General features: G+C 68.5%; 24 protein-coding genes. 16 read left to right on the top strand and 8 right to left on the bottom strand.

Features of this window, described 5'->3' with window-relative positions; translation table 11 throughout:
- Positions 1-5 precede the first annotated feature (5 nt).
- Both E4P24_RS14020 and E4P24_RS14015 read right to left on the bottom strand, forming a co-directional pair.
- Positions 6-233 (bottom strand): hypothetical protein, encoded by a 228-nt coding sequence (locus E4P24_RS14020; RefSeq protein ID WP_004043015.1) that lies wholly within the window; start codon positions 231-233, stop codon positions 6-8.
- Positions 234-334: 101 nt separating this feature from the next.
- Positions 335-919: a hypothetical protein gene (locus E4P24_RS14015; RefSeq protein ID WP_115802792.1), complete on the bottom strand. Its 585-nt coding sequence runs from the start codon at positions 917-919 to the stop codon at positions 335-337.
- Positions 920-1,057: 138 nt separating this feature from the next.
- Here E4P24_RS14015 and E4P24_RS14010 point away from each other — a divergent pair, with 138 nt between their 5' ends.
- Complete coding sequence (locus E4P24_RS14010) at positions 1,058-3,712, top strand: AAA domain-containing protein (RefSeq protein WP_188148607.1); 2,655 nt, start codon at positions 1,058-1,060, stop codon at positions 3,710-3,712.
- A 46-nt stretch (positions 3,713-3,758) separates the two neighbouring features.
- Here the strand turns inward: E4P24_RS14010 and E4P24_RS14005 are convergent, their stop codons facing one another.
- On the bottom strand, positions 3,759-6,515 hold the full coding sequence (locus E4P24_RS14005; RefSeq protein WP_188148606.1) for an ATP-dependent helicase: 2,757 nt from the start codon (positions 6,513-6,515) through the stop codon (positions 3,759-3,761).
- Between the two features lie 133 nt (positions 6,516-6,648).
- Here E4P24_RS14005 and E4P24_RS14000 point away from each other — a divergent pair, with 133 nt between their 5' ends.
- Complete coding sequence (locus E4P24_RS14000; RefSeq protein ID WP_115802795.1) at positions 6,649-7,395, top strand: MBL fold metallo-hydrolase; 747 nt, start codon at positions 6,649-6,651, stop codon at positions 7,393-7,395.
- A gap of 48 nt (positions 7,396-7,443) precedes the next feature.
- On the opposite strand, the gene E4P24_RS13995 is transcribed toward E4P24_RS14000, so the two are convergent.
- The 3 genes from E4P24_RS13995 to E4P24_RS13985 all read right to left on the bottom strand — a co-directional run bounded on the left by E4P24_RS13995 (position 7,444) and on the right by E4P24_RS13985 (position 9,806).
- Positions 7,444-8,190, bottom strand: coding sequence for an isopentenyl phosphate kinase (locus tag E4P24_RS13995; RefSeq protein ID WP_115861722.1), 747 nt, complete (start codon positions 8,188-8,190; stop codon positions 7,444-7,446).
- Positions 8,187-9,296, bottom strand: a complete 1,110-nt coding sequence (mvk, locus tag E4P24_RS13990) for a mevalonate kinase (protein WP_115861723.1) — start codon at positions 9,294-9,296, stop codon at positions 8,187-8,189. The genes E4P24_RS13995 and mvk overlap by 4 nt, the downstream gene beginning before the upstream one ends.
- A gap of 159 nt (positions 9,297-9,455) precedes the next feature.
- Positions 9,456-9,806, bottom strand: a complete 351-nt coding sequence (locus E4P24_RS13985) for a hypothetical protein (protein ID WP_004061349.1) — start codon at positions 9,804-9,806, stop codon at positions 9,456-9,458.
- Between the two features lie 162 nt (positions 9,807-9,968).
- On the opposite strand from E4P24_RS13985, the gene E4P24_RS13980 reads away from it, so the two are divergent.
- From E4P24_RS13980 to E4P24_RS13945, 8 genes are all read left to right on the top strand, one after another.
- Positions 9,969-11,033 (top strand): M42 family peptidase, encoded by a 1,065-nt coding sequence (locus tag E4P24_RS13980; protein ID WP_115802799.1) that lies wholly within the window; start codon positions 9,969-9,971, stop codon positions 11,031-11,033.
- A gap of 116 nt (positions 11,034-11,149) precedes the next feature.
- Positions 11,150-11,629: a 50S ribosomal protein L11 gene (locus tag E4P24_RS13975; RefSeq protein ID WP_004043005.1), complete on the top strand. Its 480-nt coding sequence runs from the start codon at positions 11,150-11,152 to the stop codon at positions 11,627-11,629.
- Between the two features lie 305 nt (positions 11,630-11,934).
- Positions 11,935-12,573: a 50S ribosomal protein L1 gene (locus E4P24_RS13970; protein ID WP_004043003.1), complete on the top strand. Its 639-nt coding sequence runs from the start codon at positions 11,935-11,937 to the stop codon at positions 12,571-12,573.
- The gene (locus E4P24_RS13965) at positions 12,570-13,616 is read left to right on the top strand and encodes a 50S ribosomal protein L10 (RefSeq protein ID WP_115802800.1); all 1,047 of its coding nucleotides are present in this window, start codon (positions 12,570-12,572) and stop codon (positions 13,614-13,616) included. Before E4P24_RS13970 ends, E4P24_RS13965 begins: the two co-directional genes overlap by 4 nt.
- 21 nt (positions 13,617-13,637) lie before the next feature.
- Positions 13,638-13,979 carry a 50S ribosomal protein P1 gene (gene rpl12p, locus E4P24_RS13960; RefSeq protein WP_004043001.1) on the top strand — a complete coding sequence of 114 codons (342 nt, stop codon included), beginning with the start codon at positions 13,638-13,640 and terminating at the stop codon, positions 13,977-13,979.
- A gap of 208 nt (positions 13,980-14,187) precedes the next feature.
- Positions 14,188-15,471 carry a tripartite tricarboxylate transporter permease gene (locus tag E4P24_RS13955; RefSeq protein ID WP_115861727.1) on the top strand — a complete coding sequence of 428 codons (1,284 nt, stop codon included), beginning with the start codon at positions 14,188-14,190 and terminating at the stop codon, positions 15,469-15,471.
- A gap of 83 nt (positions 15,472-15,554) precedes the next feature.
- Positions 15,555-15,734 (top strand): HVO_2753 family zinc finger protein, encoded by a 180-nt coding sequence (locus tag E4P24_RS13950; RefSeq protein WP_004042997.1) that lies wholly within the window; start codon positions 15,555-15,557, stop codon positions 15,732-15,734.
- A 2-nt stretch (positions 15,735-15,736) separates the two neighbouring features.
- Entirely contained in the window at positions 15,737-16,003 is a 267-nt protein-coding gene (locus tag E4P24_RS13945) for an elongation factor 1-beta (protein WP_004042995.1), read from the top strand.
- 55 nt (positions 16,004-16,058) lie between these two features.
- Here E4P24_RS13945 and E4P24_RS13940 read toward each other — a convergent pair whose 3' ends face one another.
- Together E4P24_RS13940 and E4P24_RS13935 are read right to left on the bottom strand one after the other, a co-directional pair.
- Positions 16,059-16,316, bottom strand: coding sequence for a hypothetical protein (locus tag E4P24_RS13940; RefSeq protein WP_004042994.1), 258 nt, complete (start codon positions 16,314-16,316; stop codon positions 16,059-16,061).
- Between the two features lie 130 nt (positions 16,317-16,446).
- On the bottom strand, positions 16,447-17,607 hold the full coding sequence (locus E4P24_RS13935) for a cystathionine gamma-synthase (protein ID WP_004061359.1): 1,161 nt from the start codon (positions 17,605-17,607) through the stop codon (positions 16,447-16,449).
- Between the two features lie 123 nt (positions 17,608-17,730).
- On the opposite strand from E4P24_RS13935, the gene E4P24_RS13930 reads away from it, so the two are divergent.
- Genes E4P24_RS13930 through E4P24_RS13905 form a run of 6 tightly spaced genes read left to right on the top strand, consistent with a single transcriptional unit; the run spans position 17,731 to position 21,724 of the window.
- Positions 17,731-18,021, top strand: coding sequence for a 50S ribosomal protein L21e (locus tag E4P24_RS13930; RefSeq protein ID WP_004061361.1), 291 nt, complete (start codon positions 17,731-17,733; stop codon positions 18,019-18,021).
- 3 nt (positions 18,022-18,024) lie between these two features.
- Positions 18,025-18,381 carry an RNA polymerase Rpb4 family protein gene (locus tag E4P24_RS13925; RefSeq protein ID WP_004042989.1) on the top strand — a complete coding sequence of 119 codons (357 nt, stop codon included), beginning with the start codon at positions 18,025-18,027 and terminating at the stop codon, positions 18,379-18,381.
- Between the two features lie 53 nt (positions 18,382-18,434).
- Positions 18,435-19,028: a DUF655 domain-containing protein gene (locus tag E4P24_RS13920; protein ID WP_004061364.1), complete on the top strand. Its 594-nt coding sequence runs from the start codon at positions 18,435-18,437 to the stop codon at positions 19,026-19,028.
- A gap of 42 nt (positions 19,029-19,070) precedes the next feature.
- The gene (locus E4P24_RS13915) at positions 19,071-19,934 is read left to right on the top strand and encodes a 16S ribosomal RNA methyltransferase A (RefSeq protein WP_115861733.1); all 864 of its coding nucleotides are present in this window, start codon (positions 19,071-19,073) and stop codon (positions 19,932-19,934) included.
- A gap of 3 nt (positions 19,935-19,937) precedes the next feature.
- Entirely contained in the window at positions 19,938-21,131 is a 1,194-nt protein-coding gene (locus E4P24_RS13910; protein ID WP_115861735.1) for a mechanosensitive ion channel family protein, read from the top strand.
- Positions 21,128-21,724 carry a HemK2/MTQ2 family protein methyltransferase gene (locus tag E4P24_RS13905; protein ID WP_004061368.1) on the top strand — a complete coding sequence of 199 codons (597 nt, stop codon included), beginning with the start codon at positions 21,128-21,130 and terminating at the stop codon, positions 21,722-21,724. Before E4P24_RS13910 ends, E4P24_RS13905 begins: the two co-directional genes overlap by 4 nt.
- The last annotated feature ends 49 nt before the right edge of the window (positions 21,725-21,773 follow it).

The raw sequence follows: 21,773 nt of genomic DNA, 5'->3' as shown, positions 1-21,773 counted from the left end.
CGTCGCTACCGGCGGTTCACCGCGGTGAACTCGCGGCTCCACCGCCGCAGATACCACGTGAGGAGCCCCCCGATGACCACCCCACAGAGCAGCGCGACTGCGGCCTGAACGAGCGTCGCCCCCGCCTGCACGGCGACGAGCGCGGCCGACGCGCCGACCAGCAGGATGAAGCCGATTTTGAGTCGGTTGTTGGCGAGTCGCGTCTCCTCGTCGCTCATGCTCGAACCGACCATCGTCCCTCCGAAGTCGCGCCGTGCGGGGAGTGTCGCGACCGCCCGCCGAGCCTATCGTCCATATCCGTGTATTGGATGCCGAGGGTTTGAAACCGAGGTTCTCACTGGAAGCCGCGGTCGACGCCGTCGGACTCGATGAGGTCGTCGAGGTCCGACGAGAGCAGTTCGTCGGCGTCCGTGAACTCCTCCGTGAGGTCGTCGAGGCGGTCGGGCCGGGCGTCGAACTCGTAGTCCATCGGGCCGAACGCCGGACTGTCGAGCGCCTCCATCACGTCGGTGAAGAAGTCGTCGGCGGTGGTCGGCGCGTCGGCGTGGACCTTCACGGTCTCTTCGAGCCGCCGCGCCATCGACTCGGCCTGCGACTCGTCTTCGGGCGGGTTCTGGACGGCGAACCGGCCGGGGGTGGCCTCGCCGTCGCCGTCGTCGCGCCGACGCGGGAACAGCGGGTCGAGGTCGTCGTCGATGCGGCGGGCGACGCGAGCGCCGACGCCGCGGACCTCGTAGGGGTTCTTCGCGTACGTCTTCAGCTGGTAGACGCCGGCGTCGGGGTGGGCGAGAAAGAGGTCCTCGCCGAGGCTTCGGCGGCGATTCCCCGCGACGGCCCGCCACGCGTCGGGGTCGCGGTCGCGGTCGCGGCCCGCGTCGACGACCTCCGAGAGGATGTCCTGCCAATCTCTGACGCGCATGGATGTGCGTACCGCGCGGGAGAGAAAGAGCGTGACGGTCGCGGGGGGTTCGGGCGCGCCCCGCCCCGTCGCGGGCGCACGTCCGGTCCCCGGGTTCCACCGACGGCTATTTGCCCGCGCCTCACCGACGGTTTCGACGTGAACCTTCGCGGTCCGCTCGTCGAGGTCGGCGAGCCGCGCGACGTCGAAACGAAGTACGGCGAGCGCTCGCTGGCGGAGGTGACGCTCCGCCCCGAGCGCGGGACCGGAGAGCCAGTCACCGTCACCCTCTGGGGGAAGTGGACCCACGCCGCCGAACACGCCGAGCCGGGCATGGACATCCTCGTCACCGACGCCGAGGAGTCGGAGTACCGCGGCGAGACGACGTACTCGACGGGCTCCGAGTCGTTCGTCGTCGTCGAACCCGACTTCCTCGTCGACGTGACCGACATCCGCTCGTGGGTGCAGTGCTCGCGGATGTACTACCTGAACAAGCTCTCGGGCATCCCGCTGAACTACCCGGTGGTGAAGGGGACCATCGTCCACGACGTGTTCGGCGACCTCCTCCGCGGCCGCGACCTCGACTCGTCCATCGACGAGCGCATCGACGAGCGCGGCCTCGAACTCGGCCTGCTCGGCCGCGAGGTAGACGAAGTCGCGGACGAGGTGCGCCGCAACGCCGCCGCCATCGAGGGGTGGCTCTCGCAGGGCGTCCTCACCGACGAAGACGAGTGGCGCTCGGAGTACACCCTCATCTCACCGACGTTCGGCATCAAAGGCCGCGCCGACGCCCTCCGCCGGGGGTCGCCCGTCGAACTCAAGACCGGCAAGAACCTCAACCGCGACCCGCGGTTTCAGGACAAGATTCAGGCCGCCTCCTACGCGCTCATCCTCGACGAGCGGGGCGTCCCGGTCGACACGGGGACGCTCCTCTACACGAAGAACACGACGCTCGACCGCACCGAGGAGTCCGGCGACCTCTCGCCGGCGAAGGACTTCTCCATCGGCCGCGGCCTGCTCGAATTCGTCGTCCGCACCCGCAACGAAATCGCGGCGATGGAACACGACGCGTCGGTGCCGACCGGCTACGAGGTGAACTCGAAGTGCGAGTACTGCTTCGAGAAAGACACCTGCATGGTCGTCTCCGGCAGGCTCGACCAGGAGTCGAAAGCCGGCGCAGTCGGGAAACCGGTGCCCGAAGACGAACGCGACTACTTCGACCGGTTCTACCGCGCCGTCGAGGAGGAGCGCCGGTCGGTCCACAACGAGTACCGCAAACTCTGGGACCAGAGCGCCGAGGAGCGCGCGGACGACGACCGGGCGCTCATCGGCCTCGAACCCCTCGGCCAGACCGAGCGCGCCGACGGCACGTGGGAACTCCGGGCGAAGCAGACCGACGACGCGGTGTCGAAGCTCCGCGCCGGCGACGTGGCGCTCGCCAGCGACGGCCACCCCGTCGAGGGGCACGCCGAACTCGCGCGCATCGTCGAACTCGGCGACGAAATCGTCGTCACGACCGACGAACCCGTGCCGCTCCGCCGCCTCGACGTGTACCCGTCCGAACTCACCGTCGACCGCCTGCTCACCGCCCTCCACGACGCGGTGCTCAAGGGCTCGCCCGACCGCAAGGACGTGCTGTTCGGCCGCCGCGACCCCGACGTTTCGGACCGCTCTGCGGGCCGCACGTTCATCGACAACAACGACGCCCAGGACGACGCGGTGCGCCTCGCGGTCGACGCCGACGACCTCGCGCTCATCCACGGGCCGCCGGGGACGGGCAAGACCTACACCATCGCCCGGACCATCCGCGCGCTCGTCGAAGACGGCAACCGCGTCCTGCTGTCGGCCTTCACGAACCGCGCGGTCGACAACGCGCTCGAAGCCCTGCGCGACCAAGGATTCGAAGACATCGTCCGCGTCGGAACCGAATCGGGCGTCCGAGAGGACATGCAGGACGTGCGCCTCTCGCGGAGCGGCGACCCGAACGCGCTCGCCGCCGCCCTCCGCGACGCGCCGGTCGTCGCCGCGACCACCGCCTCCTGCGGGTCGCGCGTGATGCGCGAGCAGTCGTTCGACGCCGCGCTCGTCGACGAGGCGTCGCAGATAACCGAACCGGGGACGCTCGCCGCGGTCAACCTCGCGGACCGGTTCGTCCTCGTCGGCGACCACAAACAGCTTCCGCCGGTCGTCCGCGCCGAAAACGACCTCCAGACATCGCTCTTCCAGCGACTCATCGAGACGTACCCCGACGCCTCGGTCATGCTCGACCGCCAGTACCGCATGTCCCAGCGGATTCAGGCCTTTGCCTCGAAGGAGTTCTACGACGGCGCGCTCCGCCCGGCGACGGGCGCGGTCGCCGCCCAGCATCTCCGAGACCTCGGCGTCGACACCGCGGACCTCCCCGCCGAACTCGCGGACCAAGTCGCCTTCGTCGACCCGGGCGGCCGGCGCGTCGGCAACACCAACCCCACGGAGGCCGACCGCGTGGCCGAGGTCGTCGCCGCCTACGAGGCCGCCGGCGTCGATATCGACGACATCGGCGTCATCGCTCCGTTCCGGGCGCAGGTCGCGGAAATCTCCCGCCGAACCGACGCCACCGTCGACACGGTCGACCGATTCCAGGGCTCCTCGAAGGAGGTCATCGTCGTCTCGTTCGTCGCCACCGGCGAGTTGGACGGCCCGCTGTTCGAGGACCACCGCCGCATCAACGTCGCGCTGACGCGGGCGAAGAAGGCGCTGTGTCTCGTCGGCGACGCCGACGCGCTCGAATCCGACCCGTTCTACGACCGGATGCTCGCGTGGGCGCGGCGGTAGGCGTCTCCGCGGCGCACCGACCGTCGAACCGCTATCCTATCAGTTGTCAGTTCACGTCGATGCCGAGGTCCGCTTGGTCGTCACCGATTTCGGCCTTGACGCGCTCGTGGAACTCCCGGAGCGCCGCGCTCTCGTCTTCGGCGAGGACCACGTCGCTCGCGGTCAGCGTGGCGAGGCCGAACGCCCGCGGCGTCGGCGACGAGACCTGCTGGCCGACCACGTCCACGTCGCCCGCCCGAATCGCCGCTATCGCGTCCTCGATGGCGGCGAGGTTCAGTTTGTCTTCGAGAATCTCGCGGTAGGTCTCCTCCATCACGGCGAACTCGTCGAGGTCCTGCGCGAACGACAGCAGCATCTCGGAGGAGACCTGCTGTTGGGCGGCGGACTTCTCGTAGCCCTTGTAGCGCTTGAGAATCATGAGCGAGCGCGTCGCGTTGATGCGGAAGTAGCGCTTCAGGAGGTCGGTCCCGTCGAGGGCGGCCCGCAGGTCGGCTTCGACTGCCTCGGGGTCGAGGTCGCGGAGGACGCCCGCGAGGTCGACTTTGCGGTTGAGCGGCATCGACAGCGAGAAGCCGTTGTCGGCGACGGCGACCTGCACGTTCGCGTTCGTCCGGCGGGCGGCGTGGTACGCGAGGAGCCGCGAGAGGCCGTCGTTGAACCGCCGGCCGTAGGTGCAGTGGACGTAGAACTGTCGGCGGTAGGCCTCGCGGTCGAGTTCGGTCTCCACGACGAGCCTGTCGGGCGTCGCCACGCTCTCGGGGCCGGCGTATCTGACCTGCTCGTCGAACATCCGGGTGACGGCGCGGACGCTGTTCTCGTCGAGCGGGAACTCCCGGAGCCACGACCTGACGGCGGGCGCGCCGCCGGCGTCGAGTCGGTCGACGAGGTCGGCCTGAAACGCCGCGAGTTCGCGGCCGAGGTCGTACGAAAGCGGCAGGCGCTCGGAGAACCACGAGGGGACCGTCGGCCGCTGTGAGGTGCGGTCCACGTACACCTTCGACCCGCGGCGGTAGCGGTAGGCGAAGTGGTCGCCGCCGAGGACGAACACGTCGCCTTTCTCCAGCGTGTCGAGGTAGCCCTCGTCGAGCGTGCCGACCCACTGGTCGGCCCCGCGGACCAGCACGTCGCAGGTGAAGGAGTCGGGAATCGTGCCGATGTTGGTCATGTAGATGACGCGGGCCATCCGGCCGCGTTTGCCGATGAGGGGTTCGCCCACGGGATACTCCTCGTAGTGGTGTTCGCCGTCCGGCGGGTCGTTGGTGTCCCGCCAGATTTTCGCGTAGACGTTCTTGTCTTCGAGGCCGTCGTAGTCGGCGGTGAGATAGCGGAACAGGCGCTCGAAGTCGTCGTCCGAGAAGTTCCGGTACGGGTAGGCCCGCCGGAGCGTCTCGCGGAGTTCCGACTCGGGGCGAATCGCGTTGATTGCCATCCCGTACACCTGCTGGGCGGCCACGTCGAAGGCGTTCTCGGGGATGAACACCCGGTCGACGAACCCTGACTCGGCCTTCGAGAGCATCACCGCGCACTCGACGAGTTCGTCTCTGTCGAGAGCGATGACGCGGCCCTCGACCGTCTGGCCGAGCTGGTGGCCCGCGCGGCCGACCCGCTGGAGGAGCGCGGCGACCGACTTGGGCGAGCCGACCTGCACCACGAGGTCGATGTGGGGCATGTCGATGCCGAGTTCGAGGCTCGTGGAGGTGGTGACGACGCGCAACTCGCCCGCCTTCAGCTTCGATTCTATCTCCTGTCTGCGCTCTTTCGAGAGGCTCCCGTGGTGACAGCCGGAGTTCGACTCGTCGATGTCGTCGAACTCCTCACGGAGGTTGTGGAGGACGCGCTCCGCGCCCGACCGCGTGTTGGTGAACACGAGCGTGTTCGTGTGCGAGGCCACGAGGTCGTGCAGGCGGTCGTAAAACCGGCTCTGGACCTCGCTTCGGGGCGTCCGAATCAGGTCGTCTGTCGGACACTCCAGTCGCACGTCGAAGTCGCGGACGAACCGCGTGTCCACGAGTTCGTAGTCGCGGGGCTCGCCGTCCTCGCGGCCGACGAGGAACTCCGCGACCGTGTCGAGCGGTTCGACGGTGGCCGAACAGCCGATGCGCGTCGGCGACGACGTGGCGAGGTCCTCCAGTCGCTCCAGCGACACCGACAGGTGGGTGCCGCGTTTGTTCTCCGCGAGGCTGTGAATCTCGTCGACGACGACGTACTCGACGGTTCGGAGCTTCTCTTTGAACTTCGGTGAGTTGAGCAGAATCGCCAGCGTCTCGGGCGTCGTGTTGAGGATGTGCGGCGTCTCCGAGAGCATCTTCTGGCGGTCCGCCGAGGAGGTGTCGCCGTGCCGGATGGCGTGTCTGATGTCCACGGTCTCGCCGCGGTCGGCGGCGATGTCGGCGATGCCCGACAGCGGCTCGGTCAGGTTCCGGTGGATGTCGTTGGCGAGCGACTTCAGCGGCGAGACGTAGAGGCAGTACACCGAGTTGTCGAGGCCGTCGGGGGATTCGCGCTCCCGGCGGAACAGCTCGTTGATGATGGCCGTGAAGGAGGCGAGCGTCTTGCCCGACCCCGTCGGCGCGCAGATGAGGGCGTTGTCGCCGTCGTGGATGCGCGGGATGGCCCCGCGCTGTGGCGGGGTGAAAAAGCCGCCGTTGCCGGGGACGAACTCCCCGAATCGGTCGACCCACCACTCCTGCACGGCGGGCTCCAACAGGTCGAGCACGTCCTCGTCGGCGACCGACACCGACTCGGGGTCGAACTCGTAGTCGCCGCCTCTCGACGCGAGAAGCGAGCGGCCGCGCCGGGTCATTACCTCGGGGTTAGCCTGCGCGGGTATGAGGGTTGTGCCTGTCCCCGCGGTGGTCGGACCCGCCGCCGGGAACGAGGATTGACTCGTTTATGCGAGCACAAGGACTAACGCCGCCGCCGTGGTAGCTCTGCGCATGCGCGTCACGTTCCTCGGAACCGGTAGTGCGATGCCAGTCACCGGCCGCGCCCAGACCGGGCTCCTCCTCGAATCGGACGGTAACGCCCTCCTCGTGGACTGCGGGTCGGGCGTCCTCGCCCGACTGGCCGAGACGGAAGTCGGCTACGAGGGCGTCTCGTCGGTCCTCCTCACGCACCACCACCTCGACCACGTCTCGGACCTCATGGCGCTCGTGAAAGCCCGGTGGCTCGCCGGCGCTGACAGCCTCGAAATCGTCGGCCCGGAGGGGACCGAGAAACTCGTCGAGGGGCTGTTCGACGTCCACGACTACCTCCGAGGCCGCCTCGACATCCAGATTCGGGAGGTCGGCCCGACCGAGTTCGGCATCGCCGGCTTCGACGTGATGGGGTTCGAAGTCCGCCACTCGATGCCGACGCTCGCCTACCGCTTCAGCAACGAGCGCGGCGAGGCCGACTTCGTCTTCTCGGGGGACACCGAGGCGTTCTCCGCCCTCGGCGACTTCGCCGACGGCGCGAGCGTCCTCGCGCACGACTGCTCGTTCCCGGACGACGTGGACGTGTCGAACCACCCGACGCCGTCGCAGGTGGGCGAGGCGCTCGCCGGGCGGGACATCGACTCGGTCTACCTGACGCATCTCTACCCGCACGCCGACCGCGTCACCGACGACCTCCGGGCGAGCGTGAGCGAACAGTTCGACGGCGAGGTCCGGGTCGCAGAAGACGGGCTGGTCGTCGAACTCTGAGTCTGAGTCTGAGTCTGACTCCGAGTCTGAATCCGATCCCGACTCCTCTCACTCTCCGCGGATGACGGTTCCCGGCGACTCGCCGGCGACGAACGCCGACAGTCCCTCGGGGCCGAAGACGTGCGCCGGCGCGCCGAGCGCGAGCAGTTTTCGCACCTTCGCGGCCATCCCGCCGGTCACGTCGGTTGAGTCCGACCCGCCGAGCGCGTCGGCCGCGTCCGCGAACGCCGTAATCTCGGGAATCACGTCGCCGTCGGCGTCGAGCACGCCGGGGACGGTCGAACAGAGGCCGACGCGGTCCGCGCCGAGGCCGGACGCGAGCGACACCACGAGGTCGTCGCCGCTGACGATGGTCGCGCCCTTGCCCGCGTGCGAGATGACATCTCCGTGGAGGACCGGGACGAAGCCCTCGTCGAGCATCGTCTCGGTCGCCGCGAGCGGAAGCGACAGCGAGCCGTCGGCCTCGCGCGCGCCGGCCGAAAGCGGGTGGACCGGCAGGGCCGCGACGCCGCGCTCTTCGAGGGCGTCGAGGACGGCGTCGTTGAGGCGCTTCATCGCGTCGTGGATGGCGCGCACGCCGCGGGCGTCGTGGCTCCCGGACTCCGAGGAGACGCCGTGTTCGGCGGCGTGGTGGTGGCCGAAGCTCCCGCCGCCGTGGACGACGACGACGCGGCCCGATTCAGCGAGGGTCGCAACCGCGTCCGCGGCGGCCGCCAGTCCCGCCTCGTCGACCGTCTCCGGTTCGTCCTTGTCGGTGACGACGCTCCCGCCGAGTTTGAGGACGACGAGGCTCACGACGAGTCCGCCCCCGTCTCCGTCCCGTTCCCGTCGTCGGGGTCGCGCTCGCGCTCGGCCTCGCCCTCGGCGTCCGCATCCGCGTCCGGCGGCACCTCGACTCTGACGCCCTCGGTGGCGAGTTCGGCGCGGAAGGCGTCCTCGCAACCGGGGGTGAACCGGAGCGCGGTCTGCGTCTCGGGCGTCGGGTCCAAGGAGACGATACAGCCGCCGCCGCCCGCGCCGGTCAGTTTCGCGCCGTACGCGCCGGCCTCGCGGGCGGCCCACACCATCGAATCGAGCGAGCGCGAGGAGACGCCGAGGGCTTCCAAGAGGCCGTGATTGAAGTCCATGAAGCGGCCGAGTTCGGAGAGGAGTTCTTCGGGCGGGTCGTCGGCGTCGGGGTCCGCCTCGGCCAGCAGTTCCTCGCCCCGGCGGACGATGTCACCGACGGTCGAGACGGTGTCGGCGGCGAAGTCGTACTCCTCGCGGAGCGCGCGGACGCCGGAGACGAGCGCGCCGGTGTCGCCCGCGCCGCCGTCGAAGCCGATGACGAACGGGAGGGGCGGCGCGTCGATGGTCCGGCAGTCGTCGCCCTCGACGCGGACGGCCCCGCCCATCGCGGAGCAGAAGGTGTCGGCGCGGGAGGCCTGTCCGTCTTGGACCTCGTGTTCGGCCTGGTAGGCGCGTTCCGCGAGTTCGCGCGGTTCGAGTTCGACGCCGAGTTCGCGGGTCGCGGCGTCGATGCCGGCGACGACGACCGCCGCGGAGGAGCCGAGGCCGGCCCCCAGCGGGATGTCGCTTTCGACGGTGATGTCGAAGCCGGCGTCGGGCGCGTCGGCGGCGGCGCGGGCCTGGTCGACCGCGGCGTCGATGTAGCCCATCGCGGCCTCCACGAGCGGTGCCGGAACGTCCACGTCGGGTCGGTCGCCGGTCGAGCCGCGGTACTCGACGGTGAAGCCGTTGAGACTCAGGTCCTCGGCGCGGACGCGGACGTGGTCGTCGTCGCGGGCGGAGACGGTGACGGTCGCCCGGCGCTCGACCGCGCAGGGGACCGCCGGCTCGCCGTAGACGACTGCGTGCTCCCCGAACAGATACACCTTGCCGGGAGCGCTCGAAACGGTCATACCCCGGAGTTGCTACGGGATTCGCTTAAGGGTATCCGACTGCGGTCGAACCCGGCCGCGGGCGTCGAGGGGAGCAGTCGGTGGAAACGGTCGGGAGAACCGGTCAGTGGAAACGCTCGGTGGAAACGGCCGCGGAAAAACGGTGTTCGGGATGCCGGCTCAGGCGTCGACTTCGACTTCGTCGCGCTCCTCGTCGTCGGCGTCGTCGAGGTCGGCCAGTTCGTCGAGGTCGTCGTCGCCGCGGATGTAGCGGACCGCTGCCGCGATGCCGACGAGCAGAACCAGCCCGACGAGAAGCCCCAGTCCGGGGCGGCCGCCCGACTCGGCGTCGTCGGCCTCGTCGAACTCGTCGCTTTCGTCGGCGTCGAACTCGGCGTCGTAGTCGTCGTGCGATTCGTCGTCGGCGTCGGTGAGGGCGTCGACGCCCTTGGAGAGGAGCGGCGCGCTGTTGGTCGGACTGAACTCGAAGCCGTCGTGCAGGTGAACCTCGAAGAGGGTGAAGTCGGCCATACTCATCAGTACGCTCACAAGATGGATATGCCTTGTGGCGACGGACTGATGGGGCCGTCTCGGGCCGCCGCGGGACGCTGCGAGCCACGACGCCCTGCTCGGCTTCCGGTGTGGTGTGCTGGAGTCGCTGTGTTCTTGTTTCGCCGCCCCCGAACGTCCCGTATGGACGACGACCGACGCGCCTTCCTCGAAGACCTGCTCACCACACCCAGTCCGTCCGGCTACGAGGTCGCCGGCCAGCGCGTGTGGGTGGACTACGTCTCGCAGTTCGCCGACGACGTGACGGTCGACGACTACGGCAACGCCGTCGCGGTCCACGAGGGCACCGGCGAGGGCCCCGAAATCGCCTTCACCGGCCACGCGGACCAAATCGGCTACATCGTCCGCGACATCGACGACGACGGCTTCGTCCGCATCGGCCCCATCGGCGGCGCGGACCGCACCGTCTCGAAGGGCCAGCACGTGACGGTCCACGGCGACGACGGCGACGTGGCGGGCGTCATCGGTCAGACCGCCATCCACCTCCGCGACGTGGGCAGCGAGGAGTACGACGACCTCGAAGAGCAGTTCGTCGACATCGGCGCGACGAGCAAGGGCGACGCGAAGGACCACGTCGAAGTGGGCGACCCCGTGACGGTCGAAGCGCGGGTCCGCGACCTCGCGGGCGACCGCGTCGCGGCCAACGGGATGGACAACCGCGTGGGCACGTGGTCGGCCGCCGAGGGACTGCGCGCCGCCGTCGAGGCCGACGTGGATGCGACGGTGTACGCCGTCAGCACCGTCCAGGAGGAAGTCGGCGTGCAGGGCGCGAAGATGGTCGGCTACGACCTCGACCCCGACGCGATGGTCGCCGTCGACGTGACCCACGCCACGGACAACCCCGACGTGCCCGGCAAGCGCAAAGGGCCGGTCGAACTCGGTGAGGGACCGGTCGTCTCCCGCGGGAGCGCGAACCACCCGAACGTCGTCGCGCTCGCCCGCGACGCGGCCGGAGAGGCTGACATCGGCGTGCAGTTGCAGGCCGCCGGCATCCGCACGGGCACCGACGCGGACGCCTTCTACACGAGTCGCTCCGGCATCCCCTCGCTCAACGTCGGCATCCCGAACCGCTACATGCACACGCCCGTGGAGGTCGTCTCCACGAGCGACCTCGACGACGTGGCCGAACTCCTCGGGTCGATGGCCGCGCTCGCGGGCGACGTGGAGTCGTTCGGCGTCGAACTGTGAGCGTCCCCGTCGACCCGTCGGCTGGCGGGCGGTGACTCCGCCACCTGTGCGTAGTTGTCGCACACGCCTCCGGCCGAAAGAAAACCGTTAAAAGTCGCCACACGGTTTTTCCACGTATGGCTGGAACTATCGAAGTACTCGTTCCCGGCGGGAAGGCGAACCCCGGTCCGCCGCTCGGCCCGGAACTCGGCCCGACCCCCGTCGACGTGCAGGACGTCGTCAACGACATCAACGACCAGACGGCTGCCTTCGACGGCATGGAAGTCCCCGTCACCGTCGAGTACGACGACGACGGCTCGTTCAGCATCGAAGTCGGCGTCCCGCCGACGGCGGCGCTCATCAAGGACGAAGTCGGATTCGACACCGGCAGCGGCGAACCCCAGGAGAACTTCGTCGCCGACATGTCCATCGAACAGCTGAAGAAGGTCGCAGAGCAGAAGTCCTCTGACCTGCTCTCGTACGACCTCAAGAACGCCTCGAAGGAAGTCGCCGGGACGTGTGCGTCCCTCGGCGTCACCATCGAGGGCGAAGACGCCCGCACGTTCAAACAGCGCATCGACGGCGGCGACTTCGACGACTACTTCGACGACGAGTAATCGTCTCGGAACCGTCTCGGCGGTTCGAACCGCCCTTTCCGTCGGGCCGAGTCGACTCGGCCCGCTTTCTTCTCTCCACCGACCCGATTCGACCCGGAGCGGCCCGACCGTCGACGACCTCACATCGCTCGCGTGCTCGCCAGCCCGCATGTGTGGCTGTGGCACGCGAAACCCCCGAATTCGAGGGTTTCGGCTCCCGTAGTTCGACGGACTTAAGTTGAGCCTACTCGTCCTGCCGGACGAGGCAGGCAGTAGCCTGTTTCACTGACCCGTAGGAGCAATCCTGCGTACTACGGAGGTGAATAATGGCAGACACAATAGTTGACGCAGTCTCTCGCGCTCTCGACGAGGCACCCGGGCGGAACTTCCGCGAAACGGTTGACCTCGCCGTGAACTTGCGAGACTTAGATCTTAACGACCCGTCGAAGCGTGTCGACGAGAGCATCGTGCTCCCGTCTGGCACCGGCCAGGACACCCAGATTGTGGTGTTCGCGACCGGTGAAACCGCGCTCCGCGCAGAGGATGCCGCCGACGAAGTTCTCGGGCCCGATGAGCTCGAAGACTTCGGCGACGACACCGATGCGGCGAAAGACCTTGCCGACGAGACCGACTTCTTCGTTGCCGAGGCTGGACTGATGCAGGACATCGGTCGCTACCTCGGTACCGTGCTCGGTCCCCGTGGTAAGATGCCGACCCCGCTTCAGCCCGACGACGACGTCGTCGAGACGGTGAACCGGATGAAGAACACGGTGCAGCTCCGCTCGCGTGACCGTCGGACGTTCCACACGCGCGTCGGCGCAGACGACATGACGCCCGACGAAATCGCGGAGAACATCGACGTCATCGTCCGTCGTCTCGAAGCGACGCTCGAAAAGGGCCCGCTCAACATCGATTCCGTCTACGTGAAGACGACGATGGGGCCGTCCGTGGAGGTGCCCGCATGAGCGAATCCGAGGTTCGGCAGACCGAGGTCATCCCGCAGTGGAAGCGTGAAGAGGTCGACGAGCTCGTCGACTTCATCGAATCCTACGAATCCGTCGGCGTCGTCGGCGTCGCGGGCATTCCGAGCCGCCAGCTTCAGTCCATGCGCCGCGAGCTTCACGGCTCGGCCGCCGTGCGCATGAGCCGGAACACGCTCGTGAACCGCGCGCTCGACGAAGTCAACGACGGCTTCGAGGAGCTCAAGGAGTACATCGCCGGGCAGGTCGCCCTCATCGGCACGAACGACAACCCGTTCGCCCTGTTCAAGGAGCTCGAGGCGTCGAAGACGCCCGCGCCCATCAACGCCGGTGAAGTCGCCCCGAACGACATCGTCATCCCCGAGGGTGACACCGGTGTCGACCCGGGTCCGTTCGTCGGCGAACTCCAGCAGGTCGGGGCGTCCGCCCGCATCATGGACGGCTCGATCAAGGTGACGGAAGACTCCAACGTCCTCTCCGAGGGCGAGGAAGTCTCCGAGGAACTCGCGAACGTCCTGGCGGAACTCGGCATCGAGCCCAAGGAGGTCGGTCTCGACCTCCGCGGCGTCTTCTCCGAAGGCGTCCTGTTCGAGCCCGACGAACTCGCCATCGACGTGGACGAGTACCGCGCCGACATCCAGTCGGCCGTCTCCGCCGCGACGAACCTCTCTGTCAACGCGGTCTACCCGACCGCCCAGACCGCGCCGACGCTCATCGCCAAGGCGACGAGCGAGGCCAAGGCCGTCGGTCTGTTCGCCAACATCGAGAGCCCGGACTTCATGCCCGAGCTCATCTCGAAGGCGGACGCCCAGCTTCGGGCGCTCGCGGCGAACATCGACGACGAAGAGGCGCTTCCCGAGGAACTCCGCGGCGTGTCCGCGGCTGACACGGGTGCCGCCGAGGAAGAAGAATCGACTGACGAAGAAGCAGCGGACGCCGACGAGGCAGACGCCGCCGAAGACGACGACGCCGCCGACGACGACGGCGACGACGAAGACGCTGGCGACGCCCTCGGCTCCCTGTTCTAACAACACACAAGGTACACAACAATGGAATACGTCTACGCTGCGCTCATCCTGAACGAGTCGGACGAAGAGGTCAACGAAGAGAACATCACCGCGGTCCTCGAGGCCGCCGGTGTCGATGTCGAAGAATCCCGTGTCAAGGCGCTCGTCGCCGCGCTCGAGGACGTCGACATCGAAGAGGCCATCGAGACGGCCGCCGCTGCCCCCGCGCCCGCTGCGGGCGGTTCCGCCGGTGGCGAGGTCGAGGCCGCTGACGACGACGACGAGGAAGACGCCGAAGAAGAGGCCGCTGACGAAGGCGGCGACGACGACGGCGACGACGACGAAGAAGCCGACGGCGAGGGCCTCGGCGCGCTCTTCGGCTAAACTCTCGCGAGACCCCGCCGCACCCGCGGCGACGCTCGCTTCGAAACTCCGATTTCTTTCGATGGAACCCGCAAGCGGCGGCTCCGTCCGTCTCCCGACTCGGATACTGACCGCGCCGGCAGCGCCAGCATCGCCGTCGGCGTCGGTGGCGACGAGGGCGCGCTGCGGCGCGTAGCTTCATACCCGAAGCCGCGGCCACTCCGCCTCGATGCTCCTCATCGGCGGCGCGGCCGTCACCCACCTCGGCCGAGTGGCGACGCTCGCGTCGTCCGCCGCGGCCGACCCGACGACCGCGGCCCTCCTCGGCGTGGTCGCCGGCGTCTGCCTCGGAACCTGCTCGGGGTTGGTCCCCGGTCTCCACGCCAACGCCTTTGCCCTACTTCTCGCCGGAGTCGCCTCGGAGTTCCCCGGTCCACCGGTCGCAGTCGCGGCGGCCGTCCTCGCCGCGTCGACCGTCCACACGTTCCTCGACGTGGTGCCGGCGTTGACGCTCGGCGTGCCCGACGCCGCGCTCGCGCCGGGCGCGTTGCCGGCGCACGAACTCGTCCTCGGCGGGCGCGGGCGGGAGGCGCTTCGGCTGTCGGCGCTCGGCAGCGGTGCGGCGCTCTGTCTGGCGGTGCCGGTCGCGGTGCCGCTCACGGAGGTGCTGGTCGAGGGCTACCCCGTCGTCCGCGACCACCTGTGGCTGGTTCTGGTCGGCGTCGCCGCCGCGCTCGTCTGGACCGAACCGAGCCGGCGGGCGAAGCTGGCGGCCTGCGTGACCATCGCCGCCTCGACGGGACTCGGACTCGCAGTCCTCGACCGGCCGTTCGGGGGGCCGCTCCCCGTCGGCGGCGTGTTGGCCCCGCTTTTGGCCGGGCTGTTCGGCGTCCCGGTCCTCTTGGCGGCGCGGCGGGGCTCCGGCGTGCCGCCGCAGGGCGACGCCGCGCTCGCAACGTCGCCGGGGTCGGTCGCGCGGAGCGTCGCCGCTGGGACCGGCGGCGGGGCGTTCGTCGGCTATCTGCCCGGCGTCTCCGCGGGGGTCGCCGGCACGCTCGCGTTGGCCGTTCTCCCCGGCCGCGACCCCGACGAATCGACGCGGGCCTACGTCACCGCGACCAGCGCCGCCACGACGGCGACGACGGTGTTCGCGCTGTTCGCGCTCGCCGGCCTGGGAACGCCCAGAACGGGCGCGCTCGTCGCGCTCACCGAAGCGGAACTCCCGACGGGACTCGGTCTCGCAGTGCCGGTGACGGTGGTCTCGGGGCTCTGCGGGGCGGGGTTGGTGCCGGTCGTCGGTGACCGGGCGCTCGCGGTCGTCGGACGGCTCGACCAGCGCCGACTCGTCGCCGCCGTCTGCGCCCTGCTCGTCGCGCTCTCGTGGGCGTTCGCGGGGGGCGGCGGCGTCGCCGTCCTCGTCGTCGCCGCGGTCGTCGGGCACCTCCCCGTCCGGTTCGGCTGTCGGCGCGTCCACCTGATGTGCGTCCTCATGGGACCGTTGGCGCTCGGGTGAGCCGTGTCCACGCGGGCCATGGATTTCCCCCGCAGGAACCCGGAAAGACAACGGTTAAAAGTCGCGCGCCGGTTTATGAGCGTATGAGCGAGTCCGAACAGCGACACGCGCACCAGTGTGTGTCCTGTGGCATCAACATCGCCGGCATGAGCGCGGCGACGTTCAAGTGCCCCGACTGCGGCCAGGAGATTTCGCGTTGCTCCAAGTGCCGCAAGCAGAGCAACCTCTACGAGTGTCCCGACTGCGGCTTCATGGGTCCATAATCATGGGAAAAGTAGCTGCTAAAATCAAGGTCATGCCGAACAGCCCCGAACTCGACCTCGACAGCCTCGAGGACGCGCTCGAAGACTCCCTGCCCGAGGGTGCGAAAATCAAGGGCTTCGAACGCGACGACGTCGCGTTCGGACTCGTCGCCCTCCTGCCGACCGTCATCGTCCCCGACGACGCCGGCGGCACCGAGGCCGTCGAGGAAGCGTTCATCGAAGTCGAAGGCGTCGAGAGCGTCTCCGTCGAGAACGTCGGCCGTATCTGAACGGACGACCGACCTTTTTCGCAGGCAAGTCCCGGAGCGACCGCGTCGCCCGTCGTCAGCGGCGCTCCATGAAGTAGACGCCGAGGACGACGCCGAACGTGAGCCCGAGCATCACGCCGATGGGTAGCGAGTTGCCGATGACGCCCGCGACGCCGCCGAGGAGGAACCCGAGAGACAGCCCGATACCGAACTGCTCGGCGCTGTGGCTCGACCCCTCGTGGTCGTCGGAATCGACCGTCACGCTGTCGGTCGGTTCGGCGTAGCTCTGTCGCTGTGCGGACTCCGCGCTCAGGGAGACTGACTCCTGGGACATACCTCACTATTCATCGTGCTATTCAATAACCCTTACTCGCGTTCCCAATCTGCGGCAACGACTGGTCGACCACTGGTGCGTGAGGGTGCGCGAGGGCGGGCGCGTGCGGACGAGTCGCGGGGTCCGAGCCTCAGAACGCCGCGTCGAACGCCCGCTGGAGGTCGGCCTTCATGTCGTCGATGTGCTCGATGCCGACCGAGACGCGGATGAGGCCGTCGGTGAGGCCCGCTTCGAGGCGCTCCTCGCGGGGGATGGCCGCGTGGGTCATCGCCGCGGGCTGTTCGATGAGGCTCTCGACGCCGCCGAGGCTCTCGGCGAGCGTGAACACCTCGGTCTCCTCGACGACGGTCGAGGCCTGTTCGAGCGAGCCGTCGAGTTCGAACGAGAGCATCCCGCCGAAGTCGTCCATCTGCTCGGCCGCGAGGTCGTGTTGCGGGTGGGAGTCCAGTCCGGGGTAGAACACCTCGGAGACCGCCTCGTGGTCGTCGAGCCACGCGGCGAGGTCGCGGGCGTTGTCGCAGTGGCGGTCCATCCGAACCGGAAGCGTCTTCGTCCCGCGGAGGACGAGGAAGCAGTCGAACGGCGAGGGCGTCGCGCCGACGGAGTTCTGGTAGAAGCCGAGTTCCTCGTCGAGTTCCTCGTCGTCGGTGACGAGCGCGCCGCCGACGACGTCGGAGTGGCCGCCGAGGTACTTTGTCAGCGAGTGCGAGACGATGTCCGCGCCGTGGTCGAGCGGGCGCTGGAGGTACGGCGTGGCGAAGGTGTTGTCGACGGCGCAGAGCGCGTCGACCTCGTGGGCGATGTCGGCGAGCGCGCCGATGTCGTTGACGCGCATGAGGGGATTCGTCGGCGTCTCGACCCACACGAGTTCGGTCTCCTCGCTGACGGCGTCGCGGACGGCGTCGTGGTCGGTGGTGTCGACGAAGTCGAATTCGAGGTCGTACTTCTCGTACACCTGCGTGAAGATGCGGTGGGTGCCGCCGTAGACGTCGTTGCCGGCGACGACGTGGTCGCCCGCTTCGAGGAGGTTGAGCGCGGTGTTTATCGAGCCCATCCCCGAGGCGAAGGCGCGGCCGTACGAGCCGTGTTCGAGCGCCGCGAGGTTCGATTCCAGGTCGGTTCGCGTCGGGTTCCCGGTGCGGGAGTACTCGTAGCCGCGGTGGTCGCCCGGCCCGTCTTGGGCGTACGTCGAGTTCGCGTAGATGGGCGTCATGAGCGCCCCCGTCTCCTCGTCGGGCTCCTGTCCCGCGTGGATGGCGCGCGTCTCGATGCGCCGCTCGTCTTCGGACATACGAGAAGCGCCGCGCCGACTCGGGTTAAGTCCGTCCCTCCCGCGCGACCACGCGGGAGACACACACGCGCGGTTCGTAACGTGCAATTTATAATGGCGACGCAAGTATTCGTTCTCACGACTATGCCGAGCTCCAACGGTCCGATGAAGGGGACGCGAGGAAAGCTCTCGAACAAGCCGCGCGAGCGCGGCACTTCGCCGCCGCAGCGCGCCATCGCGGAATTCGAGGAGGGCCAGAAGGTCCACCTCAACATCGACCCGAGCGTTCGCGAGGGTCGCTTCCACCCGCGCTTCAACGGTCTCACCGGTGAAGTCACCGGGAAGCAGGGCCGCGCGTTCAAGGTCCAGATCAACGACGGCGGCAAAGAGAAGACGGTCATCGTCCGTCCCGCTCACCTGCGCGCCCAGCAGTAAGCGATGACCATCTTCAAAGAAAAGCTCGACGAGGAGTATCTGACGACCTCCGAGGTCAAGGAACTGCTCGCCGAGGTTGAGGCGGAACGCGCCGCCGACGAAGAGCGCGAGATGCGCTACGAACTGGCCCGTGCGATAGAACACGTCAACCGGTTCGCCCACCTCGACCCCGAGGAATCTCGCGAACTCGTCGAGGAGCTCGCCGAGCTCGAGAAGGTCGACGGTCCGACCGCCATCAAAATCGCGGACCTCCTCCCGCAGTCGCGCGACGAACTCCGCGCGGTGTTCGCCCAGCAGCGCTACGCGCTCTCGGGCGACGAACTCGACGAAATCCTCAACGTCGTCGCGAAGTACGTCTGACCGCGTGACAGCGCGGCCAACTATTTAAATATCGGCTCGCCGTAACTACTGGTATGACACGTACGGAGAGCGGTGACGCCGACGCCACGACCGAGTACGTCGTCGTACTCGACGTACTCCGCCACGGGCGTCAGGGAGACGACCGACGGCGCTTCGACGCGGCACCCATCGCGTACGCGCTCGGAGAGTCCGACTTCCGTCTCCTCGAGCTGACCCTCGTCGAAGACGCCGACGTGAGCATCGGCGACCGACTGGTCGTCTCCCCGGTCGCCGACCGCGAGCTGATTCAGTCCGTCGAAGAACTCTCGTACGGCGACCTCTCGAACACGGCGACGGCCGAAGTCGACTACGTCGTCGAGGACATCGTCGAGGCCGACGAACGGCGGTTCGTCGACTTCTACAACGACGCACAGCCCATCACGCTGCGGCTCCACCAGCTCAACTTGCTGCCCGGCATCGGTAAGAAGCTCCGCGACAAGATTCTCGAATCGCGGAAGCGACAGGGACCGTTCGAGTCGTTCGAGGACCTCGAAGCACGCGTCTCGGGGCTCCACCGCCCGAAGGAGGTCATCGTCGAGCGCATCCTCGACGAACTCCGCGACAACGACGTGAAGTACAAGACGTTCGTCGGACGCGACGGACAGTAGCGGAACGGGACTTTTACCCGCTCCCGCACGATACCTCTCCCAATGACGAGCGACGGCAGCGAACAGGTCCGCGAGGTCGCCGCGCGCGACCCGGACGCCCTCATCCGGCGGGCGGGCGCTCGCGGGAACCCGGACCACGACCAGCACTTCCTCGTCGACGACCGCGTCGTCGACCGCATCCCGACGTATCTCCCCGAGGAGGCGGACCGCTCGCACGTCCTCGAAATCGGCGGCGGGCCGGGCGTCCTCACGGACCGACTGCTCGGCGTGGCCGACCGCGTGACCGTCGTCGAACAGGACCGGACGTTCGCCGCGCACCTGCGCCGCGAGTTCGCTGACGAGGTCGAATCGGACCGGCTCACCGTCGTCGAGGGCGACGCGCTCGACGTCGACCTCCCCGAGTTCACCGCGTGCGTCTCGAACCTCCCGTACGGCATCTCCTCGGAGATCTCGTTCCGCCTGCTCCCCCGAGGCAAGCCGCTCGTGTTGATGTTCCAAAAGGAGTTCGGCGAGCGGATGGCCGCCGAGGCGGGCACCTCGGAGTACGGCCGCCTCTCGGTGAGCACCCAACACTACGGCGAAGTCGAACTCTGCGAGCACGTCCCCCGCGAGGCGTTCGACCCCAAGCCCGCGGTCCAGAGCGTCGTCGTCCGCATCACGCCGCGCGAGCCGGAGTACGAGGTCGACGACGAGGCGTTCTTCCTCGACCTCGTGAAGGCGCTGTTTACCCAGCGGCGAAAGACCATCAGAAACGGCATCCGCAACACGGCGCACATCTCCGGACTGTCGGACCCCGAAGCGGTCGTCGAGGCCGCCGACGAGGACGTGCTCCGAAAACGCGCCGGCAACATGGCACCCGCCGAGTTCGCCGAACTCGCGCAACTCGCCGCGTCGGTCGGCCGCTAATCCATGACGCTCCCCGCACTCGCCGCGGTGCTCTTCCGCCTCGCCTCGACGGCAACCCCCCTCCAGAGCGGTACGGTTCTCGACATCGCGTCGCTGTTCCCGACGTTCGAACTCCGCGTCGCCGCGAGCGTCCTCGTGACCGTCGCGGTCGTCGCCGTCTGGCGGCTCGGCGCTCGGCTCCACGACAAGGAACTCGAGGCCGTCTCGATGCCGGTGTGGCATCTCTCGGTGACCGTGCTTCGACTCGTCGTCGTCGCCGGCGGCGGGGGGTTCGTCTTCGCGCTCTGGTCGCTGTCGGGCGACATCGGCACGATTTCGGCGCAGTACGACCTCGGCAGAGAGACGTTCGTCCGCATCGCGCTGTCGGCGGCGTTCGTCGTCGGCGCGTACGTCCTCACGAGCGTCCTCGGCCGGTTCATCGGTGAAATCGCGAGCACGCGCCCGGAGATTTCGGACCACCAGCGCGAAATCATCTACCGCATCGCGCAGGTGACGACCTACCTCACCACGCTCGCGGTCATCCTCGGTATCTGGCGGGCCGACCTCGGCGGCTTCCTCGTCGGCGCTGGCTTCCTCGGCATCGTGGTCGGGATGGCCGCGAGACAGACCCTCGGGTCGCTCATCGCGGGCTTCGTCATCATGTTCTCCCGACCGTTCGAAATCGGTGACTGGGTCGAAGTCGGCGACCACGAGGGAATCGTCACCGAAATCACGGTCGTGAACACGCGTATCCAGACGTTCGACGGCGAGTTCGTGATGATTCCGAACGACGTGGTGAGTTCGGAGAGCCTCGTCAACCGGAGCCGAAAGGGGCGGCTCCGCCTCGACATCGAGGTCGGCGTCGACTACGACGCCGACATCGACCACGCCGCAGAGGTGGCGCAGGCGGCCGTCGAAGACCTCGACGAGGTGCTGTCGGTACCGAAGCCGCAGGTCGTCGCAAAGCGGTTCGGGGACTCGGCGGTCGTCCTCGGGGTGCGCCCGTGGATAGACCGCCCGAGCGCTCGGCGGTGGTGGCGCGCGCGCACCGCGACCATCTCGGCCGTCAGCGAGGCGTTCGACGAGGAGGGAATCGCGATCCCGTTCCCGCAGCGCGCGCTGTCCGAGCGCGACCCTTCGGGTCCGATTTCGCTCACGGACCAGCGACCCGAGGCGAGCCCCGAGGCCGACGGCGGCGTCGAGGGAGGCGACGAATGACCGACCTCGCCGAGCGCCGCGGGATGAACACCTCGGTCTATCAGCCCGCGGAGGACTCCGGGCTACTCGCGCAGGCCGCGGTCGGGCGCGTCTCGGGACGCGTCCTCGAAGTCGGGACTGGCTCGGGCTGGGTCGCAGAACAACTCGCGACGAAAACCGACGCTGACGTGGTCGCGAGCGACCTCAACCCCCACGCTTGCCGGCAGGCGGCCGAGCGCGCCGCCGCCCTCCGCGAGGAGGGCCACCGCGGGTTCGAGGTCGTCCGCGGGAGCCTCGTCGAACCGTTCCGCGACGACGCCTTCGACGCGGTGGCGTTCAACCCGCCGTACCTCCCCGAGGACCTCGAAGCCGCGCGCGACGACTGGATGGAGGTCGCGCTCACCGGCGGCGAGGACGGCCGCGAAATCATCGACCCCTTCCTCGACACCGTCGGGCGCGTGCTCAAACCCGGCGGCACCGTGTTCCTCCTCGTGAGTAGCTTCACCGGCTACGACGAGGTGCTCGCGCGCGCCGAGGCGAACGGCTTCGGCCACGAGGTCGTCGTTCAGGAGTCGTACCCCTACGAGACGCTCACGGTGCTCGCGTTGGAATAACTAATGCGCATATGTTGATACAGGAAATATTATACACCGTCATTTCTTA

It is taken from the genome of Haloferax sp. AS1 (genome assembly GCF_014530665.1).
GTDB classification, from domain to species: Archaea; Halobacteriota; Halobacteria; order Halobacteriales; family Haloferacaceae; genus Haloferax; species Haloferax volcanii.
The sequence above is the reverse complement of the archived record's forward strand: the minus strand, read 5'-3'. Positions and strand labels throughout refer to the sequence as shown.

Bases quoted from the DNA above. Each gene is read 5' to 3' on its own strand.
- E4P24_RS14020 (WP_004043015.1), bottom strand. From the start codon at position 233: ATGGTCGGTTCGAGCATGAGCGACGAGGAGACGCGACTCGCCAACAAC.
- E4P24_RS14015 (WP_115802792.1), bottom strand. From the start codon at position 919: ATGCGCGTCAGAGATTGGCAGGACATCCTCTCGGAGGTCGTCGACGCG.
- E4P24_RS14005 (WP_188148606.1), bottom strand. From the start codon at position 6,515: ATGACCCGGCGCGGCCGCTCGCTTCTCGCGTCGAGAGGCGGCGACTAC.
- E4P24_RS14000 (WP_115802795.1), top strand. From the start codon at position 6,649: ATGCGCGTCACGTTCCTCGGAACCGGTAGTGCGATGCCAGTCACCGGC.
- mvk (WP_115861723.1), bottom strand. From the start codon at position 9,296: ATGACCGTTTCGAGCGCTCCCGGCAAGGTGTATCTGTTCGGGGAGCAC.
- E4P24_RS13985 (WP_004061349.1), bottom strand. From the start codon at position 9,806: ATGGCCGACTTCACCCTCTTCGAGGTTCACCTGCACGACGGCTTCGAG.
- E4P24_RS13980 (WP_115802799.1), top strand. From the start codon at position 9,969: ATGGACGACGACCGACGCGCCTTCCTCGAAGACCTGCTCACCACACCC.
- E4P24_RS13975 (WP_004043005.1), top strand. From the start codon at position 11,150: ATGGCTGGAACTATCGAAGTACTCGTTCCCGGCGGGAAGGCGAACCCC.
- E4P24_RS13970 (WP_004043003.1), top strand. From the start codon at position 11,935: ATGGCAGACACAATAGTTGACGCAGTCTCTCGCGCTCTCGACGAGGCA.
- E4P24_RS13965 (WP_115802800.1), top strand. From the start codon at position 12,570: ATGAGCGAATCCGAGGTTCGGCAGACCGAGGTCATCCCGCAGTGGAAG.
- rpl12p (WP_004043001.1), top strand. From the start codon at position 13,638: ATGGAATACGTCTACGCTGCGCTCATCCTGAACGAGTCGGACGAAGAG.
- E4P24_RS13955 (WP_115861727.1), top strand. From the start codon at position 14,188: ATGCTCCTCATCGGCGGCGCGGCCGTCACCCACCTCGGCCGAGTGGCG.
- E4P24_RS13950 (WP_004042997.1), top strand. From the start codon at position 15,555: ATGAGCGAGTCCGAACAGCGACACGCGCACCAGTGTGTGTCCTGTGGC.
- E4P24_RS13945 (WP_004042995.1), top strand. From the start codon at position 15,737: ATGGGAAAAGTAGCTGCTAAAATCAAGGTCATGCCGAACAGCCCCGAA.
- E4P24_RS13940 (WP_004042994.1), bottom strand. From the start codon at position 16,316: ATGTCCCAGGAGTCAGTCTCCCTGAGCGCGGAGTCCGCACAGCGACAG.
- E4P24_RS13935 (WP_004061359.1), bottom strand. From the start codon at position 17,607: ATGTCCGAAGACGAGCGGCGCATCGAGACGCGCGCCATCCACGCGGGA.
- E4P24_RS13930 (WP_004061361.1), top strand. From the start codon at position 17,731: ATGCCGAGCTCCAACGGTCCGATGAAGGGGACGCGAGGAAAGCTCTCG.
- E4P24_RS13925 (WP_004042989.1), top strand. From the start codon at position 18,025: ATGACCATCTTCAAAGAAAAGCTCGACGAGGAGTATCTGACGACCTCC.
- E4P24_RS13920 (WP_004061364.1), top strand. From the start codon at position 18,435: ATGACACGTACGGAGAGCGGTGACGCCGACGCCACGACCGAGTACGTC.
- E4P24_RS13915 (WP_115861733.1), top strand. From the start codon at position 19,071: ATGACGAGCGACGGCAGCGAACAGGTCCGCGAGGTCGCCGCGCGCGAC.
- E4P24_RS13910 (WP_115861735.1), top strand. From the start codon at position 19,938: ATGACGCTCCCCGCACTCGCCGCGGTGCTCTTCCGCCTCGCCTCGACG.
- E4P24_RS13905 (WP_004061368.1), top strand. From the start codon at position 21,128: ATGACCGACCTCGCCGAGCGCCGCGGGATGAACACCTCGGTCTATCAG.